The 17,859-nt window shown below is 71.2% G+C and carries 15 protein-coding genes; 10 read left to right on the forward strand and 5 right to left on the reverse strand.

The window, feature by feature from the left end; translation table 11 throughout:
- Positions 1-31 precede the first annotated feature (31 nt).
- The 6 genes from fusA (at position 32) to ACFCLZ_RS22740 (ending at position 9,136) form a co-directional block, all read left to right on the forward strand.
- Positions 32-2,137 (forward strand): elongation factor G, encoded by a 2,106-nt coding sequence (fusA, locus tag ACFCLZ_RS22715; RefSeq protein WP_380278739.1) that lies wholly within the window; start codon positions 32-34, stop codon positions 2,135-2,137.
- A gap of 199 nt (positions 2,138-2,336) precedes the next feature.
- Entirely contained in the window at positions 2,337-3,530 is a 1,194-nt protein-coding gene (gene tuf / locus ACFCLZ_RS22720; RefSeq protein WP_376086168.1) for an elongation factor Tu, read from the forward strand.
- 245 nt (positions 3,531-3,775) lie between these two features.
- Positions 3,776-4,942, forward strand: coding sequence for an acyltransferase family protein (locus ACFCLZ_RS22725; RefSeq protein WP_380278741.1), 1,167 nt, complete (start codon positions 3,776-3,778; stop codon positions 4,940-4,942).
- 202 nt (positions 4,943-5,144) lie between these two features.
- Positions 5,145-6,161, forward strand: a complete 1,017-nt coding sequence (locus ACFCLZ_RS22730; protein ID WP_380278742.1) for a glycosyltransferase family 2 protein — start codon at positions 5,145-5,147, stop codon at positions 6,159-6,161.
- Between the two features lie 92 nt (positions 6,162-6,253).
- A complete protein-coding gene (locus ACFCLZ_RS22735) occupies positions 6,254-8,653 on the forward strand; it encodes a hypothetical protein (protein WP_380278744.1) in 2,400 nt (799 codons plus the stop codon).
- A gap of 30 nt (positions 8,654-8,683) precedes the next feature.
- Entirely contained in the window at positions 8,684-9,136 is a 453-nt protein-coding gene (locus tag ACFCLZ_RS22740; protein WP_380278745.1) for a GtrA family protein, read from the forward strand.
- A 13-nt stretch (positions 9,137-9,149) separates the two neighbouring features.
- On the opposite strand, the gene ACFCLZ_RS22745 is transcribed toward ACFCLZ_RS22740, so the two are convergent.
- The 5 genes from ACFCLZ_RS22745 to rfbA form a co-directional block, all read right to left on the reverse strand.
- Complete coding sequence (locus ACFCLZ_RS22745; RefSeq protein ID WP_380278747.1) at positions 9,150-10,343, reverse strand: acyltransferase family protein; 1,194 nt, start codon at positions 10,341-10,343, stop codon at positions 9,150-9,152.
- Between the two features lie 79 nt (positions 10,344-10,422).
- Positions 10,423-11,379: an NAD-dependent epimerase/dehydratase family protein gene (locus ACFCLZ_RS22750; protein ID WP_380278749.1), complete on the reverse strand. Its 957-nt coding sequence runs from the start codon at positions 11,377-11,379 to the stop codon at positions 10,423-10,425.
- A 72-nt stretch (positions 11,380-11,451) separates the two neighbouring features.
- On the reverse strand, positions 11,452-12,354 hold the full coding sequence (locus tag ACFCLZ_RS22755; RefSeq protein ID WP_380278751.1) for a glycosyltransferase family 2 protein: 903 nt from the start codon (positions 12,352-12,354) through the stop codon (positions 11,452-11,454).
- Positions 12,355-12,528: 174 nt separating this feature from the next.
- Positions 12,529-13,128, reverse strand: a complete 600-nt coding sequence (locus ACFCLZ_RS22760) for a dTDP-4-dehydrorhamnose 3,5-epimerase family protein (RefSeq protein WP_380278753.1) — start codon at positions 13,126-13,128, stop codon at positions 12,529-12,531.
- Positions 13,125-14,000, reverse strand: a complete 876-nt coding sequence (rfbA, locus tag ACFCLZ_RS22765; protein ID WP_380278755.1) for a glucose-1-phosphate thymidylyltransferase RfbA — start codon at positions 13,998-14,000, stop codon at positions 13,125-13,127. The genes ACFCLZ_RS22760 and rfbA overlap by 4 nt, the downstream gene beginning before the upstream one ends.
- Before the next feature lie 104 nt (positions 14,001-14,104).
- Here rfbA and rfbB point away from each other — a divergent pair, with 104 nt between their 5' ends.
- The 4 genes from rfbB (at position 14,105) to ACFCLZ_RS22785 (ending at position 17,647) form a co-directional block, all read left to right on the forward strand.
- A complete protein-coding gene (gene rfbB / locus ACFCLZ_RS22770) occupies positions 14,105-15,079 on the forward strand; it encodes a dTDP-glucose 4,6-dehydratase (protein WP_380278757.1) in 975 nt (324 codons plus the stop codon).
- Positions 15,076-16,377: a hypothetical protein gene (locus ACFCLZ_RS22775; RefSeq protein WP_380278759.1), complete on the forward strand. Its 1,302-nt coding sequence runs from the start codon at positions 15,076-15,078 to the stop codon at positions 16,375-16,377. The genes rfbB and ACFCLZ_RS22775 overlap by 4 nt, the downstream gene beginning before the upstream one ends.
- A 95-nt stretch (positions 16,378-16,472) precedes the next feature.
- Complete coding sequence (locus tag ACFCLZ_RS22780) at positions 16,473-16,874, forward strand: DUF2304 family protein (protein ID WP_380278761.1); 402 nt, start codon at positions 16,473-16,475, stop codon at positions 16,872-16,874.
- Positions 16,871-17,647 (forward strand): glycosyltransferase family 2 protein, encoded by a 777-nt coding sequence (locus ACFCLZ_RS22785; protein ID WP_380278763.1) that lies wholly within the window; start codon positions 16,871-16,873, stop codon positions 17,645-17,647. The genes ACFCLZ_RS22780 and ACFCLZ_RS22785 overlap by 4 nt, the downstream gene beginning before the upstream one ends.
- The last annotated feature ends 212 nt before the right edge of the window (positions 17,648-17,859 follow it).

Genomic DNA, 17,859 nt, shown 5'->3' on the forward strand with positions numbered 1-17,859 from the left:
CCGTCACTAGACAGAGAGAGAACGAGCCACCATGGCTGCAACCTCCCTTGACCTCGCCAAGGTCCGCAACATCGGGATCATGGCGCACATCGACGCGGGCAAGACCACCACCACCGAGCGGATCCTGTTCTACACCGGCGTGTCGTACAAGATCGGTGAGGTCCACGATGGCGCTGCCACCATGGACTGGATGGAGCAGGAGCAGGAGCGCGGCATCACGATCACGTCGGCCGCGACGACCTGTCACTGGACCGTCGACGATGCCGACCACACCATCAACATCATCGACACCCCGGGTCACGTCGACTTCACCGTCGAGGTGGAGCGTTCGCTGCGCGTCCTCGACGGTGCCGTGACGGTGTTCGACGGTGTCGCCGGTGTCGAGCCCCAGTCCGAGACCGTGTGGCGGCAGGCTGACCGCTACGGCGTCCCGCGCATCTGCTTCATCAACAAGCTGGACCGCACGGGCGCCAACTTCTTCTTCTGCGTCCAGACCATCGTGGACCGCCTCGGCGCCACCCCGCTGGTCATGCAGCTCCCGATCGGTGCCGAGGCGGACTTCCAGGGCGTTGTCGACCTGGTCCGCATGAAGGCGCTGGTCTGGTCCGCCGAGGCCGCCAAGGGCGAGATGTACGACATCGTCGACATCCCGGCCGAGCTGCAGGAGCAGGCGGACGAGTACCGCGAGGCGCTGATCGACACGGTGTCGAACGTCAGCGACGAGATCATGGAGCTCGCCCTCGAGGGCGAGGACATCCCGGTCGAGCTGCTGCAGACGGCGATCCGCAAGGGCACGCTGAACTCGGACTTCACCCCGATCTTCTGCGGCACCGCGTTCAAGAACAAGGGCGTCCAGCCCCTGCTCGACGCCGTCGTCAAGTACCTGCCGTCCCCGCTGGACATCGAGTCCATCGAGGGCACCAAGCCGGGCGACGACACCGTCAAGATCTCCCGCAAGGCCTCGGACGACGAGCCGCTCGCCGCGCTCGCGTTCAAGATCATGTCGGACCCGCACCTCGGCAAGCTCACCTTCGTCCGGGTCTACTCGGGCCGCCTGGAGTCCGGCACCTCGGTGCTGAACGCCGTCAAGGGCAAGAAGGAGCGCATCGGCAAGATCTACCGCATGCACGCGAACAAGCGTGAGGAGATCGACTCGGTGGGCGCCGGCGACATCATCGCCGTCATGGGCCTGAAGCAGACCACCACCGGTGAGACGCTGTCCGACGAGAAGAACCCGGTCATCCTGGAGTCCATGGACTTCCCGGCCCCGGTCATCCGCGTCGCGATCGAGCCCAAGTCCAAGGGTGACCAGGAGAAGCTGGGTGTTGCCATCCAGCGTCTCGCCGAGGAGGACCCGTCCTTCCAGGTCAACACGGACGAGGAGACCGGCCAGACCATCATCGCGGGTATGGGCGAGCTGCACCTCGAGGTGCTCGTCGACCGTATGCGCCGTGAGTTCAAGGTCGAGGCCAACGTCGGCAAGCCGCAGGTCGCGTACCGCGAGACCATCCGCCAGGCGGTCGAGCGCATCGACTACACCCACAAGAAGCAGACCGGTGGTTCCGGTCAGTTCGCCAAGGTGCAGATCGCGATCGAGCCGCTCGAGCAGGCCGAGGGCTACGAGTTCGTCAACCTGGTCACCGGTGGCCGCGTCCCGCGCGAGTACATCCCGTCGGTCGACGCCGGCTGCCAGGAGGCCATGGAGTTCGGCATCCTCGCCGGCTACCCGCTGCAGGGTGTCCGCGTGAAGCTGCTCGACGGTGCCGCGCACGACGTCGACTCCTCCGAGCTCGCGTTCAAGATCGCCGGTTCGATGGCCTTCAAGGAAGGCGCGCGGAAGGCCAAGCCGGTCCTCCTCGAGCCGATGATGGCCGTCGAGGTCACCACGCCCGAGGACTACATGGGCGACGTGATCGGCGACATCAACTCTCGCCGTGGCCAGATCCGGTCCATGGACGAGCGTCACGGTGCCCGCGTCGTCACGGCGCTGGTGCCCCTCTCCGAGATGTTCGGCTACGTCGGTGACCTGCGCAGCAAGACCTCCGGTCGCGCGAGCTACTCGATGCAGTTCGACTCGTACGCCGAGGTTCCGCGGAACGTGGCGGACGACATCATCGCGAAGGCCAAGGGCGAGTGACGTCCCGACTTTCGGGACGATAACCACCCCTTAGGCTATTAGGAGGCAACCCGGGAGGATCCGGTTCGGATCCTCCCGGGGCCTCCGGCCCCCCCACCAGCGGGACGGCACGGGATGTCCTCCGGACAACCCGCACCACAACCGATCAAAGACCAACTGACGTCACCACGGCGTACAGAACTGTCCTCAGGAGGACTCAGTGGCGAAGGCGAAGTTCGAGCGGACGAAGCCCCACGTCAACATCGGCACCATCGGTCACATCGACCACGGTAAGACCACGCTGACCGCGGCCATTACCAAGGTGCTGCACGACGCGTACCCGGAGATCAACCCCTTCACGCCGTTCGACCAGATCGACAAGGCGCCGGAGGAGCGGCAGCGCGGTATCACCATCTCCATCGCGCACGTCGAGTACCAGACCGAGGCGCGCCACTACGCCCACGTCGACTGCCCGGGTCACGCGGACTACATCAAGAACATGATCACCGGTGCCGCCCAGATGGACGGTGCCATCCTGGTGGTCGCCGCCACCGACGGCCCGATGCCGCAGACCAAGGAGCACGTCCTCCTGGCCCGCCAGGTCGGCGTTCCGTACATCGTCGTCGCCCTGAACAAGGCCGACATGGTGGACGACGAGGAGATCCTGGAGCTCGTCGAGCTCGAGGTCCGCGAGCTGCTCTCCGAGTACGAGTTCCCGGGCGACGACCTGCCGGTCGTCCGCGTCTCCGCGCTGAAGGCGCTGGAGGGCGACAAGGAGTGGGGCGAGAAGCTCCTCGGCCTGATGCACGCGGTCGACGAGAACATCCCGACCCCGGCCCGCGCCGTGGACCAGCCGTTCCTGATGCCGATCGAGGACGTCTTCACGATCACCGGTCGTGGCACCGTCGTCACCGGTCGTATCGAGCGCGGTATCCTCAAGGTCAACGAGACCGTCGACATCATCGGCATCAAGACCGAGAAGACCACCACCACGGTCACCGGCATCGAGATGTTCCGCAAGCTGCTCGACGAGGGCCAGGCCGGTGAGAACGTCGGTCTGCTGCTCCGTGGCATCAAGCGCGAGGACGTCGAGCGCGGCCAGGTCATCATCAAGCCGGGTTCGGTCACCCCGCACACCGACTTCGAGGCCCAGGCCTACATCCTGTCGAAGGACGAGGGTGGCCGCCACACCCCGTTCTTCAACAACTACCGCCCGCAGTTCTACTTCCGTACCACGGACGTGACCGGCGTCGTGACCCTCCCCGAGGGCACCGAGATGGTCATGCCGGGCGACAACACCGCCATGACGGTCGCGCTGATCCAGCCGATCGCCATGGAGGAGGGCCTGAAGTTCGCCATCCGTGAGGGTGGCCGCACCGTCGGCGCCGGCCAGGTCACCAAGATCATCAAGTAATTGGTGTTCTGACCTGCCTGGACCGCACAGGCGATCCGAAGGGCCCCGCACCCCCCTGGGTGTGCGGGGCCCTTCGGCGTTCCCGGCCGGCTCCGGAGCGCAGCCGCGCCTCGGACGCGCGGCTTCTGGATAAACTGAGCGACCCCGCGGCCCTCCCCCGAACAGGGCTGACCGGGGTCCTCCGCGCCCCACCCGTCGAAAGCGCTCCGGAAATGGCCTCTCCTCCGCTCCTGACGAAGCCCTCCTTGCTCCGGCGCCGTGCCGCCGCTCGCGGGATAGGCGGGGCGGCCGAGGGCGGACCGGCCGGGCGTCCGCGCCTGTACGCCCTCGACGGGATGCGCCTGTTCGCGGCGCTGAGCGTGGTCTCCTTCCACTGGGCGGCCTATGTGGACGTCTCCGGGGTGTGGGAGGGGGTGACGCCCAAGGACGCGCTGCCCCTGCTGAACAGGGTGGCGGCCTACGGCTGGCTGGGTGTCGAACTCTTCTTCGTCATCAGCGGCTTCGTGATCTGCATGAGCTGCTGGGGCAAGCGGCCCGGCGAGTTCTTCGTCTCCCGGGTGGTCCGCCTCTACCCGGGCTACTGGGTGGGCGTCCTGCTCACCGGCTTCGTGGTGCTCACCTTCAAGGAGTACGCCCGGACGTTCGCGGCGAAGGGCCTGCACGTCGACACCGTCCTCGCCAACCTGACCATGCTTCAGGAGCCGCTCGGCCTGCGGCACGTCGACGGCGTCTACTGGACGCTCTGGGTCGAGATGCGGTTCTACCTGCTGTTCGCCCTGGTGGTGGCGACCGGCCTCACCTACCGCAGGGTGGTGGCGTTCTGCGGGATCTGGACCATCCTCGCCGTCCTCGCGCCGCAGGCCGGGATCCCGTTGCTGGCCACGATCGCCATGCCCGACGGGGCGCCGTTCTTCATCGCCGGCGTCGCCATGTTCCTGATGTACCGCTTCGGCCAGAACCTGCTGCTGTGGGGGATCGTCGGCTTCTCCTGGATCCTCGCGCTGTCCCGCCTGCGCCACCTGCGGGAGGTCTACGTCGAGGTCCTCGGCCACGGGCTGTCCTGGTACGTCATGGCCGCCGCGGTGACCGCCGCCTTCGGGCTGGTGCTCGGCGCGGCGCTCGGCCTGTTCGACCGGATCCAGTGGAAGCGGCTGACCGTCGCGGGGGCGCTCACCTATCCGCTGTACCTGATCCACCAGGAGATCGGCTGGACGGTGATCCACGTCCTGCGCCTGAACCGGGTCGGGGTCGCGGCGGCCCTCGGGATCACGCTGGTCCTGGTGCTGCTGACGGCCTGGACGATCCACCGGGTGGTCGAGCGGCCGGTCTCCGGACTCCTCAAGAACGCGCTGGACCGTTCGATGGCGACGCTTCGCAGGGCCTCGGACGAACCGCCGGCACTGGGGTCCTGAGGGGACGGGTCAGGATGAATGCGACGCTCAGAACGCATTCATGCGGTGCTGAAAACCTGCTGTTAGCCTGACCGCGATCACCCGGTCGGCACAGGCGGCTCACCTCTTCTCCCACCCGCCGTTCCACCAGGCCGGGACCCGGGCGCGGGCTGCCGATGTCCGATCGATCGCTTTCGAGACCCAAGGGACGAGGCGACACCTGATGTTCAACGCAGCAGCCCACGACGCGGGGAAGGCGGCCGAGGGGCCGGCGCCGCTGTTGTCGGTCGTCATGCCGATCTACAACGAGCAGGAGGCCCTGCCGCTCACCGTCGAGCGGCTGCGGCCGATCCTGGACGACCTGGGGATCGGCTACGAGGTCGTCGGCGTCGACGACGGCAGCACCGACGCCACCCCGGCGATCATGCAGAAGGTGCGCCAGGACTGGCCGCAGTTCCGGATCGTCCGCTTCGCCCGCAACTCCGGGCACCAGGCCGCGCTGACCGCCGGCATCCACCGCGCCTTCGGCGACTACGTGGTGTCCATCGACGCCGACCTCCAGGACCCGCCGGAGAAGATCCCCGAGATGCTCTCGCTCGCGCGGGAGCGCAACCTCGACGTCGTCTACGGCGTGCGCGGCGACCGCGGCACCGACACCGCCTTCAAGCGCCGCACCGCCGGCGCCTACTACTGGCTGATGCGCAAGCTGGTCGGCAAGAAGATGCCGAACCAGGCCGGCGACTTCCGCCTGCTCAGCCGCGCCGCGGTGAACGCCCTCAAGGCGATGCCCGAGCACCAGCCGGTCTACCGCCTGCTGGTGCCGTGGCTGGGCTTCCCCAGCGGCGAGGTCGTCTACGTGCGCGAGGAGCGGGTCGCCGGTTCGACCCACTACCCGCTCTCCAAGATGGTCCGGCTCGCCCTCGACAGCATCACCAACTTCTCCGCCGCCCCGCTGCGGCTCGCCACCTGGCTCGGCATGCTGAGCTTCGTGCTCTGCGTCGCGCTCGGCATCTACACTGCGGTCGAGTACGTGCGCGGCGAGACCGTGCCCGGATGGTCCTCACTGTTCGTCGGGATGCTGTTCCTGGGCGCCGTCCAGCTGATCTGCATCGGCCTGCTCGGCGAGTACGTCGGCCGGATCTACTCGGCGGCCCAGGCCCGTCCGGCGTACTTCGTCGGCTACGACTCGGCCGAGGAGACCGACGACGGGACGCGCAGGGTCTCCGCCTACGCGATGTGACCCCCGACCCGGCCGGGGCCGCGCGCCCCGCCGCGGGCCGGGCCGACAGCCGGGGCCGGCCGGGCGACGCAGTGGCGCAGGAGAAGTGGACGATGGGGACGACTGACGGCACCGCACCCGCGCCGGACGCGCGGTCCGCCACGCCGGGGCGCTGCGGCGCCGGCGCCGCACCGGGGGCCGAGGACGCCCCGCGCGCACCGGGCGCCCGGCTGCTCGGGTTCCTGCCCGCCGTCGCGGCCTACGCCCTGCTGGTCGCTCTGCTGGCGGCTGCCGACACCTCCTTCGGCGACATCGCCCGCTACACGGGCTACGTGCTCTGGGGCGTCCTGCTGCCCGGCACGCTGGTGTTCCGCGCGCTCCGCCGCCGGCCGCACACGCTGCTGGAGGACCTCGCCCTCGGCGCGGTGGTCGGTCTGGCCCTCGAACTGCTCGCCTGGGCCGTGCTGGTCGGCCTCGGCCTCCAGTCGGTGGCCGTCGCCTGGCCGCTGGCCGTGGTGGTCCCGTTCCTCGCGGTGCCGGGGCTGCGGCGGCACTGGTTCCCGCGCGGCCACCGCCGGATGCCGGCCGGCTGGTCCTGGTCGGTCGCCGGCACGGTCGGGCTCACCAGCGGCTACCTGTACGCGGTCTTCCTGAGCAGGAACCCGGTGCTGCCGGACACCGAGACCACCCGGCAGTACATCGACCTGCCGTACCTGCTCTCGCTGGCCGGCAACGCCAAGCACCACATGCCGCCGACCTTCCCGCAGGCCGCCGGGGAACCGCTGCACTACCACTGGTTCACCTTCGTCCACATGGCCATGGGGGATCTGGTCGGGCACCTCGACCTGCCGGTGATCCAGATGCGGCTGATGGTGCCCGCGCTGGCCGCGCTCGCCATGGTGGTCACCGCCGTGGTGGCCCACCGGCTGACCGGCCGGCCGTGGGCCGGCCCGGTCGCGGCCCTGCTGATCTTCGCGGTGGGCGAGTTCGGCGCGGGCTACCCGAACGACTCGCCGAGCTGGACCTTCGGGGCCCCGGCCGTGCCGCTGATGATGTGGGCGAGCCTGTCACTGACGTACAGTCAGCCGCTGCTGATGGCCCTGGTGGGCGTGGTCGGCGACGCGCTGCGCGGCCGCGGCGAGGGGGAGACCGGAGGGGACGGCGGGGTCCCCGCGCTCGGCCGGGGCGCCTTCGTCCTGACCGCCCTGTTCGCGCTGGCCTCCAGCGCGGCCAAGGCGAGTTCGCTGCCGGTGACACTGGCCGCCCTGGCGTTCGCGGGCCTGATGGTGCTGATCGGCACCCGGCGCGTCCCGTGGACCGTCGTCTGGCTCGGCGCGATCGTCGCCGGCGCCCAACTCTTCGCCACCGCCGTGCTGTTCCGCTTCGAGAGCTACGGCCTCGAAGCGGTGCCCTTCGGCAACATCGCCAAGTACTGGGCCGATCCGCAGCAGAGCCGTACCGCCGCGACGCAGAGCGTGGTGGTCGCCGCCACCCTGGTCGCGTTCCTGCTCAACCACCAGCTCCGGATGGCGGGGATGATCCCGCTGCTGCGGCGCCGGCGGCTCGGGCTGGAGCCGGCCCAGTGGTTCCTGCTCGGCGGAGCCGTCGCCGGGCCGGCGGCGTATCTGGTGGTCAACGGCTTCAACTCCAGCTACTTCACGCTCGCCGGGCTCTCCTTCGGCGTGCTGCTGTCCGCCTGGGGCTGCACCGAGGTCTTCGAGCGCGCCGCGCTGCCCGCCCGGGGCAGGGCCGCGCTGGCCGTCGGCACGCTCGCCTTCGTCCTGCTGCTCACCTACGGCATCCACCACCACGCCGACGACTGGGCGGCGTTCGCCCTGACGGCGGTCGGCGACCCCGGGGGCGCCGCGTCCTACGCCGCGCTGGTGCCGTCGCTGGCCGCGGCCGCGGCGCTCGCGGGCGTCGCGGGGGTGTGCGGCCTGCTGTGGTGGGCCGCGGGCCGGGTGCTGCCCGCCCTGCGCCGTCGCGGCGGCCTCGTCCTGCTCACCGGGGCGTTGGCGGCGGGCGCGCCCGCGCTGCTGCTCGACGTACGGCAGGCCGGGGAGCTGCCGTGGGACGGCGCCTGGCCGCTGCCCGCCAGCCAGGTGCAGGCCGCGCGCTGGGTGCGCGCGCACAGCGCACCCGGGGACGTGCTCGCCACCAACACCCACTGCCGCTCGGACACCGACTACGCCCACCCCGGGGCGCAGTGCACGAACGCGCTGTCGTTCTACCTGAGCGCCTACTCGGAGCGCTCGGTGCTGGTGGAGGGCTGGGCCTACTCGCCGCGGCTGATGTCCGAGAAGTCCGGCAGCTTCTGGGACCAGCAGCTGCTCGCGCTGAACGACGACGCCGTCTACCGGCCGACCGCCGACGTCCTCGGCCGGCTGCGCGACGGGCACGGCGTCCGCTACGTCGTGGTGAACCGCAGGACCGGGCCGGAGTCGCCGGCCCTGAAGACCCTCAGCACACAGGTCTTCGACAACGGCCGGATGGCCGTGTACGAGCTCTCCTGACCCGACTCCGAAGAAACATTGGGCATCCAGATGGTCTCCACCGAAAAGCCCCCCGCGGCCGCGCCGGACCAGCGGCCGGCGGCGCCGCCGACCGCCACGGTCAAGCGCCAGCTCCCGTCGTTCGCGGTGATCGGCGTGCTGAGCACGCTGTTCTACCTCGGCCTGTACGTGGTCGCGCGCTGGTTCGTCGACGCGCAGGTGGCGAACCTCGTCGCACTCGCGGTGAGCGCGGTCGCCAACACCGCCGCCAACCGGCGCTTCACCTTCGGCATCACCGGCAGCGACGGCGCCGTCAAGCACCAGTTGCAGGGCGCGGTGGCGTTCCTGATCGGGCTGGGGCTGAGCGCCGGGGTGCTGGCCCTGCTGGACCGGGCCGTGCCGGACGCCTCCAAGGCGGTCGAGGTCGGCGGACTGATCGTGGCCAACGGCCTGGCCACGGTGGTGCGCTTCCTGCTGCTGAAGGTCTGGGTCTTCAAGGACTGAGGCCTCGGGGCCCTCAGGCCCCTTCGGGAGCCGCCGCGCGGGGCCGCGCCCACGGCAGGGTGCGGTCCCGCAGCCGCAGCGCCGGCTGCTCCACGCAGTGCCAGGAGAGCACCGCGAGCACGGCGGCGGCGGCCAGCGCACAGGCCAGGAAGCCGGCCTTGCCGAGGCGCGCGGCGCCGAGCAGGGCGAGCGCCTGCTCGACCGGGAAGCCGTAGATGTAGAGCCCGTACGAGTAGTCGGCGCGCCGGCCTGCTCGCCGGCACCGGTCGGGCAGCCGGGCCGCCGCCCAGAACAGCAGGTAGACCAGCGCCGGGTGGCCGAACTCGGGGTAGCCGCCGAAGCGGACGGTCACCGGCAGGACGATCGCCGCGGCCAGCGCCAGCCCGTCGTACAGCGGCACCCGGTCGGCCCACAGCCGCGCCACCGAGCCGAGCAGGAACACCAGGCCGAGGTGGAGCAGCAGGGAGCCGCTGAGCGGGCCGAGGCCGGGCACGGCGATCGAGGGGCCGGCCGTCGGGTCGGCGGGGGAGGGCGGGTCGGCGAGGCCGGAGGCGGTGAGCAGCCAGAGCCCGGCCGTCGCGACCAGCAGGACGCGGCGGTGGCGGCGCAGCACGCCGAGGGCGGCGAGCAGGCCGACCACGAGGTAGAAGAGCATTTCGTACTTGAGCGACCACAGGGCGCCGTTGAAGCTGTGGTCGAAGTTGGTGCCGCGGCGCACGCCTTCGGCGAGCACCCCGGAGACGTCCCAGCCGGCGGTGGGGGAGCCGCTGCCGAGGCTGGTGATGTAGCCGGCCGGGCCGTCGGGGCGGCTCCAGAAGCCGGCCAGGGTGCCGTGCTGCCGGTAGTAGAGCGGCGGGGTGAGCACGAGCGCGCAGAACAGCAGCGAGACGAACAGGCCGGGCAGGATGCGCAGGGCGCGGTGCCAGGCGTAGCGCAGCGGCGGGAGCGCGGCCGCGCTGCCGGTGATCATGAAGCCGGACAGCGCGAAGAAGCCGAGGACGGCGGTCTTGCCGACGTCCGTGGTCCCGCCGCTCCACTCCCACAGCGGGTCCAGCGGGCCCCAGCCGACCGGCCAGACGTGCGAGAAGATCACGGCGGCGGCCAGCAGCAGCCGCAGCGCGCCGAAGCTGTTGGTCCGGCCGGTGGTGAGCTGCGCGAGGGTGCCGCGCGGGCGGAGCAGGGGATGGCCCTGGGGGCGCGTGCTCATGGCTTCCCGACGGAGGGGGTGGGAGGAACCGGAGGGGGCGGACCGTGCGGCCCGCCCCCGTCACGCGAAAAGCCCGGGGTCAGGCGGTCTGCGCCTGCCACAGGGCGCGGACGGACTGGCGCAGCGAGCGCTTCGGCACCCAGCCCAGGTGGTCGCGGGCGGCGAGGACGTCCATCTGCTGCCACTCGGTCTCCGGGCCGGTGCCCTCCGGGGCGGGGACCTCGGTGACCGCGGTCGGCACGCCGCTCTCCTCGATCAGGAGGTCGACCAGCTGCCGGGCGGCGGCGGCCGAGCCGCTGCCGATGTTGAGCACCGGCGGGACGCGGCGGCCGGCGGCCAGGCCCTCGGCGGCGAGCTGCACGGCGTCCAGGGTGTCGATCAGGTCGACGAAGTCGCGCTGGGCGCTGAGCGGCTGGAGCGACAGCTCGGCGGTGGCGCCGGCCAGGCGGGCGGTGTCGAGCTTGGCGGCCATCACGCCGAGCAGGCTGTGGCCGGGCTGGCCGGCGCCGACGACGTTGCCGAGCCGCAGCACGACCGCGTCCAGCCGGCCGGACTCGGCGGCGCGCACGACGGCCTCGGTGGCGGCGAGCTTGAGCCGGCCGTACTCCATCACCGGGGCCGGCTCGTCCTGCTCGTGCTGGCTGACGCCGACCGGCGCCATGCCGTACTCGTGCACGCTGCCGAGGTGGACCAGCCGGGCCGGGGCGGCCATCGCGGCGACGGCCTCGATCAGCCGCTCGGTGAGCACGACGTTGGCCTCGTGCATCTGCTCGTCGGTGAGGCCCCACATGCCGCCGGCGGCGTTGACGACGGTGTCGATCCGCTCGCGGTCGAACAGCTCGGCCAGCTCGGCCGGGTCGGCGGTGGACAGGTCGAAGGCGGCGAACCGGCCGGGGGCCGGGACCTCGGGGGCCTTGCGGGCGACGCTGAGGACCTCGATGCCCTGCTCCAGGAGCCGGTCGCCGAGCAGTCGGCCGATGAAGCCGGTGCCGCCGAGGACGGCGTAGCGGGCCGGGGCCGGGTGCGGGGTGGTCATGGCAGGGGACTCCCTAGATGGCGGTGCTCGGCGGGGGGACGGGCTCGGCGCGGCCGGTTCGGCGGCCGAGGCTCAGCGGGGCTGGCCCGCGGTGCTGGTGGCGTTGCGCAGCAGGGTCTTGGCGCCGTCCCACTGCCCGGCGCGCATCGCGCCCGGGACCAGGGTGAGCGCGTGGATGCGGGCCGACAGGTGCAGCCGGGAGGCCTTGGCGGCGCGGTGCCAGCCGTGCGCGTCGAGCCGGTCGGCGGCGTCCAGGAAGTAGCGGCGGGCCTCGGTGAAGCGCGAGCCGCTGAACGCCGAGGACGTGGAGGCGGAGACCGCGTGGCGGCGGTACTGGAACGCCTTGGTGTCGTCGACGACCATGTGCTCGCCGGCCTGCAGCAGGTCGATGACCAGCGCGAGGTCCTGGATGATCTCCAGGTTGTCCCGGAAGCCGGCGGTCTTCACGGCGTCGGTGCGCCAGCAGATCGCCGGGAAGTACAGCCAGTTGCCGCGGAGCAGGCTGACCGCGAGCTCCTCGCCGCCGAGCAGCCGGCGGCCCTGGATCTTGGGCGCGTACAGCCGCCGCTTGGCCTCGTCGGCCAGCGTGGAGCTCACCTTGCCGGTGCTGTCGATGACGTCGACGCCGGGCTGCACCATGGCGACCCGCGGGTACTGCTCCAGGATGGAGCGGACGTTGGCCACGTAGTTGGGCAGCATGATGTCGTCGGTGCCCATGAACACCAGGTGCTCGTACTCGGCCAGGCCCAGGCACTTGCGGTAGTTGCCGGTGACGCCGAGGTTCTGCTCGTTGCGGAAGTAGCGCACCCGGTCGTCGTCGAGCTGCGCGAACCACTCCGGGACCCCGGGCTCCTTGCCGTCGTCCACGACGGTCAGCCGCCAGTCGCCGTCGGTCTGGGCCAGCACGCTGCGCACCGCGGCCTGCATCAGCGCGACGTCGCCGTAGTACGGAAGCAGGATTTCCAGTGTCGTCATGGGGGGCACATCCGCTGGTCGGAGTCGGGGCAGGGACAGGGGAGACCCTGCGGCGGGCCCATCATACTGAGCCGTTCGGGGCCGTCCGCCCGCCGCCGTCCCGTCCCCCGGCACGACGGTGCCCGGGCCGCCGCGGAGGGCGGACCCGGGCAGGGGCGAGGGTCGGGCGGAGGGTCAGGAGACGGCCAGGCCCGCGGTGTACTCCTGGCAGAGCGCGTAGTCCGGCAGCAGGCCGCCGGCGATCGCCTCGGCCAGCGAGGGGGCGACCCCGTCCTTGGCGGAGAGCCGCGGTTCCTCCACCGGCCACCGGATCCCCAGGTCCGGGTCGAGCGGGTGGACGCCGTGCTCGCCGACCGGGTTGTAGGTCTGCGAGCAGATGTAGGACAGCGCGGCGCCGTCGGTCAGCGCGCAGAACCCGTGGCCGAGGCCCTCGCAGACGTAGAGGGACTTGCGCTCGACGTCGTCGAGCCGGACGAGCTCCCACGTGCCGAAGGTCGGGGATCCGACCCGCAGGTCGACGACCACGTCGAGCACGGCGCCGCGCACGCAGCTGACGTACTTGGCCTGGCCGGGCGGGACGTCGGCGAAGTGGATGCCGCGGACGACGCCGCGAGCGGAGATCGACAGGTTGCCCTGGGCGAGGCGCAGCGGGTGGCCGACCGCCTCGGAGAGCATGTCGAAGCGGTACCACTCCATGAACATGCCGCGCGGGTCCCCGAGTTGCTTCGGGGTGATCTCTAACGCCCCGGGGACGGACAGCTCGCGGAGCTTCATTGCCGGGTCTCCTCCTCCAACAGGGCGATCAGGTAGTCGCCGTAGCCGCTCTTGCGCAGCGGCTCGGCCAGCTCGCGCAGCTGCTCGGAGCCGATCAGGCCGGCCCGCCAGGCGGCCTCCTCGATGCAGCCGATCTTGAAGCCCTGGCGCTCCTCGATGACCCGGACGAACTCGGAGGCCTGGACCATCGAGACGAAGGTGCCGGTGTCCAGCCAGGCGGTGCCGCGGTCGAGGGTGGTGACGTGCAGCTCGCCGGCCTTGAGGTACTCCTCGTTGACGGCGGTGATCTCCAGCTCGCCGCGGGCGCTCGGCTTCAGGCCGGCCGCGATCTTGACCACGCGGTTGTCGTAGAAGTACAGGCCGGGGACGGCGTAGCGGGACTTGGGCTGCGCGGGCTTCTCCTCGATGGAGATGACCTGGCCGTTGTCGTCGAACTCGACCACGCCGTAGGCGGTCGGGTCGGCGACGGGGTAGGCGAAGACGCGGCCGCCGACCGGCTCGGTGTGCTGCGAGAGGCGGGTGCCGAGGCCGCTGCCGTGGAAGATGTTGTCGCCGAGGATCAGCGCGACGGGCTCGTCGCCGATGAAGTCGGCGGCCAGGACGAACGCCTGGGCGATGCCCTCGGGCTTCTCCTGGACGGCGTACTCCAGCGTGAGGCCGAACTGGGAGCCGTCGCCGAGCAGCCGCTGGAACTGCTCCTGGTCCTGGGGGGTCGTTATGATCAGGATCTCGCTGATCCCCGCCATGACCAGGGTCGACAGCGGGTAGTAGATCATCGGCTTGTCGAAGACGGGGAGGAGCTGCTTCGAGACTGCTCGGGTCAGCGGCCACAGTCGTGAACCGGTGCCACCCGCCAAGAGGATTCCACGCATGTCGCGAAGCTTATGACAGGTGGGGCGGCCTGCTCGGGCGAGGTCGGCGGGGGTCCTCGCCCCCGGGCGGGGGGCCGCCGGGGCACGGGTAGACTGCCCGCACTATGCGCATCCTCGTGACCGGCGGTGCCGGCTTCATCGGTTCAGAGTTCGTCCGGCAGCTGCTCGGCGCCGGCGCAACGGATCAGATCACCGTCTTCGACAAGCTCACCTATTCGGGTGTCGAGGCCAACCTGGCGCCCGTCGCCGACCACAGCGGCTACACCTTCGTCCGCGGCGACATCTGCGACCCGGAGGCCGTCGACGCGGTCATGCCCGGCCACGACGTGGTCGTCCACTTCGCGGCGGAGTCGCACGTGGACCGCTCGATCGAGGGAGCCGGTCCGTTCGTCGTCACCAACGTCCTGGGCACCCAGGTGCTGCTGGACTCGGCGAAGAAGCACGGCGTCGGCCGTTTCGTGCACGTGTCCACCGACGAGGTGTACGGCTCCATCTCCGAGGGCTCGTGGACCGAGGAGTGGCCGCTGGCCCCGAACTCCCCGTACTCCGCCTCGAAGGCCGGCTCCGACCTGCTGGCGCTCGCCTACCACCGCACCCACGGCATGGACGTGGTGGTCACCCGCTGCTCCAACAACTACGGGCACTACCAGTTCCCGGAGAAGGTCATCCCGCTGTTCACCACCAACCTGCTGGACGGCAGGAAGGTGCCGCTGTACGGCACCGGCGGCAACATCCGCGACTGGCTGCACGTCTCCGACCACTGCCGCGGCATCGAGCTGGCCATGCGCAAGGGCCGGGCCGGCGAGGTCTACAACATCGGCGGCGGCACCGAGATCACCAACAAGGAGCTGACCGGCCTGCTGCTGGAGGCCGCCGGCGCCGACTGGTCGATGGTCGAGCCGGTCGCCGACCGCAAGGGCCACGACCTGCGCTACTCGCTGGACATCAGCAAGATCGGCGAGGAGCTCGGCTACGCGCCGCAGGTCCGCTTCGAGGACGGTCTCGCCGCCACCATCGCGTGGTACCGGGACAACCGCGCCTGGTGGGAGCCGCTGAAGGCCAAGGCCGCCCTGCGATGACCAATCCGGTGTCCAAGCTGCTCGGGGCACTGCCCCCGGGTGTCCGGCTCGTCCTCGGCGGCACCGTCGTGCTCGGTGCCTCGTCGTACATCTTCCTGGCGCTGGCCGGGCACAGCTTGGACACCGACCAGGTCGCGGGCGTCAACGTCCTGTGGACCCTGGTGATGTCCGTCGGGTACGGCCTGTTCACACCGGTCGAGCTGGAGCTGAACCGCTTGGTCGCCGCCCGGGACGTGGCCGGCAACGGCCCGGGCCCGGCGATCCGGCGGATCCTGCTGGCCACCCTGGCGGTGCTGGCCGTGGTCCTGGCCGGCGTCGCCGTCGCGGCCCGGCCGATCGCCGACCGGTTCTTCGACGGCGACCTCGGACTGGTCGCCGGGCTGGGCGGCGCCATGGTGGGCCTGGCGATCAGCTCGGTGGCGCGCGGCGCGCTGGCCGGGCTCGGCCACTTCGGCGCCTACGGCATGCAGCTCGCCGTCGACGGCGGGCTGCGGATCGGCCTGGCCGCGCTGATCCCGCTGTTCGGCGTGCACTCGCCGACGGCGTTCGCGCTGATCCTGGTGGTCGCCCCGCTGTCGGCCTCGGTGATCGGCCTGCGCAAGGTGATCGCCGACCGGCGCGGCGGCCCGGCCCCGGTCTGGCGGGACGTCACCGCGGGCCTGGGGCTGCTGACGGCCTCGATGCTGCTCTCCCAGCTGATGGTCAACGCCGTGGTGGTGAGCGTCAGCGGGCTCTCGCCGTCGTCGAAGGCGCTGATCGCCGCGCTGGCCAACGCGGTGGTGCTGGCCCGCGTCCCGCTGTTCGCCTACGCGGCGATCCAGGCCTCGCTGGTCTCCTCGCTGTCCGGTGCGGCGGCCGCCGGCAACCAGGCGGAGTTCCGCAGGATGCTGCTGCGCACCGGCGGGATCGTGGTCGCGATGTGCGCGGCGGCCGGCGTGCCGACGGTGCTGCTCGGCCCGTGGGCCGTCCAGGTGCTCTTCAAGGCGCAGGACGTGCTGGGCGCGACGGACTTCCTCTGGCTGGTGGCGGGCACCCTCTGCTTCATGCTGGCGACCGTGTTCGGCCAGGCGCTGCTGTCGCTGGGCCGCCACCAGCGCCAGCTGTTCGCCTGGCTGGCGGGCACCGTTGTCCTGGTCGCCGTCGTCCTGCTGCCCGGGGAGATCGCCACCCGGGCCGAACTCGCCTACCTGGCTGGTGCCGGAGTGAGCGCGGCTGCCATGCTATGGGCGCTGGCGCGTTCGATGGCCGCCCCGGTCCCCGCGGTGGCGGAGCAACGGGCACCTCTGGCGGCGCGTTAGCACACGGGGCGTCGGCTGCGGGGCATCGCCACGCCTTTTAAGATGTCCATACCATTTGTTGGCCACGCCACTGCCGCTGAAAGGCGCTCCCAGTCGTGCAACTCTCCGTCATTACCTCGATCACCGGCGTGCTGGTGCTCGTCTACATCCTGGAGTTGCTGCGCCGGCAGCAACTCCGGGAGAAGTACGCGGCGATCTGGCTCGCGATCGGTGTCGTCGTGGCACCGCTCGGATTCTTCCCCACGATCCTGGACTCAACCGCCCGCCGGGTCGGTATCGCGTCCGGTGTCAGCCTCGTGCTGTTCGCGGGCTTCGTGCTCGTCCTGCTGGTGTCGCTGCACCTCAGCTGGGAGGCCTCCCGGCTGGAGGCGGAGACCCGCACCCTGGCCGAGGACGTCGCCATGATGCGGGCGCACCTGGCCGAGCACACCGGCTTCCCGGTCGCGGGGACGAACAACGAGGCGCGCGGCACGACCGACCCCGAGGTGAGGGCATGATCGACGGCAAGAAGGTTCTGATCATCCTTCCCGCCTGGAACGAGTCGGAGGGTCTGCCCAAGATCCTGCGCGAGATCCAGCAGAAGCTGCCCGGGGTGGACACCCTGGTGGTGGACGACGGCTCGGTGGACAACACCGCGGCCGTCGCGGCGGCGCACGGCTCCAAGGTCGCCCAGCTCCCGTACAACCTGGGCGTCGGCGGCGCGATGCGGCTCGGCTACCGCTACGCGCACCTGCACGACTACGACATCGCGCTGCAGTGCGACGCCGACGGTCAGCACGACCCCGCGTACGTCCCGACGCTGCTCGCCAAGCTCGACGAGGCCGACCTGGTCATCGGCGCGCGGTTCGCCGGCGAGGGCTCCTACAAGGTGCGCGGCCCGCGCGCCTGGGCGATGAAGCTGCTGTCGGTCGTGCTGTCCCGGGTGGCGCGCACCAAGCTCACCGACACCACCTCGGGCTTCAAGGCCTGCAACAAGCCGATGATCGAGTTCTTCTCGCAGTGGTACCCGGTCGAGTACCTCGGCGACACGATCGAGAGCATGGTCGGCGCCGCCCGCTGCGGCTTCGTGATCCGGCAGGTGCCGGTCGCGATGCGCGAGCGGACCACCGGCACCCCCAGCGCCTCCCCGATCAAGGCCACCGTCTACCTGGCCCGGGCCGGCCTGGTGCTGCTGCTGGCGATGATCCGCCGGATGCCGCCGCACCTGAAGCTGATCCAGCCGGCCACCAGGACGGCCGCCCAGCGGCGCGAGCTGGTCGGCAGGGTCTGACCCCGGCACCGGCGCGAGGCCCGGAGCGCGTGCGCCAGGCGCACACGCCCCGGGCCTCGCGCCCACCGGGCGCGAGCGCCGGGCCGATCGGGCACCCTGCGGCGGCTCGGCGGCGCGGCACCGGCGGGACTTGCTAGCGTGTCGGTGGCCGCCGGGTCGTTCGTGTCCGGTGGCCCGAGCCGAGGACGACCGCGTACCGGTGCCCGCCTGGC

The sequence above is a fragment of the Kitasatospora purpeofusca genome, assembly GCF_042691725.1.
GTDB classification, from domain to species: Bacteria; Actinomycetota; Actinomycetes; order Streptomycetales; family Streptomycetaceae; genus Kitasatospora; species Kitasatospora purpeofusca_B.

Bases quoted from the DNA above. Each gene is read 5' to 3' on its own strand.
- ACFCLZ_RS22740 (WP_380278745.1), top strand. From the start codon at position 8,684: ATGGTCTCCACCGAAAAGCCCCCCGCGGCCGCGCCGGACCAGCGGCCG.
- ACFCLZ_RS22760 (WP_380278753.1), bottom strand. From the start codon at position 13,128: ATGAAGCTCCGCGAGCTGTCCGTCCCCGGGGCGTTAGAGATCACCCCG.
- ACFCLZ_RS22755 (WP_380278751.1), bottom strand. From the start codon at position 12,354: ATGACGACACTGGAAATCCTGCTTCCGTACTACGGCGACGTCGCGCTG.
- ACFCLZ_RS22730 (WP_380278742.1), top strand. From the start codon at position 5,145: ATGTTCAACGCAGCAGCCCACGACGCGGGGAAGGCGGCCGAGGGGCCG.
- ACFCLZ_RS22735 (WP_380278744.1), top strand. From the start codon at position 6,254: ATGGGGACGACTGACGGCACCGCACCCGCGCCGGACGCGCGGTCCGCC.
- ACFCLZ_RS22775 (WP_380278759.1), top strand. From the start codon at position 15,076: ATGACCAATCCGGTGTCCAAGCTGCTCGGGGCACTGCCCCCGGGTGTC.
- rfbB (WP_380278757.1), top strand. From the start codon at position 14,105: ATGCGCATCCTCGTGACCGGCGGTGCCGGCTTCATCGGTTCAGAGTTC.
- ACFCLZ_RS22785 (WP_380278763.1), top strand. From the start codon at position 16,871: ATGATCGACGGCAAGAAGGTTCTGATCATCCTTCCCGCCTGGAACGAG.
- ACFCLZ_RS22750 (WP_380278749.1), bottom strand. From the start codon at position 11,379: ATGACCACCCCGCACCCGGCCCCGGCCCGCTACGCCGTCCTCGGCGGC.
- rfbA (WP_380278755.1), bottom strand. From the start codon at position 14,000: ATGCGTGGAATCCTCTTGGCGGGTGGCACCGGTTCACGACTGTGGCCG.
- ACFCLZ_RS22745 (WP_380278747.1), bottom strand. From the start codon at position 10,343: ATGAGCACGCGCCCCCAGGGCCATCCCCTGCTCCGCCCGCGCGGCACC.
- fusA (WP_380278739.1), top strand. From the start codon at position 32: ATGGCTGCAACCTCCCTTGACCTCGCCAAGGTCCGCAACATCGGGATC.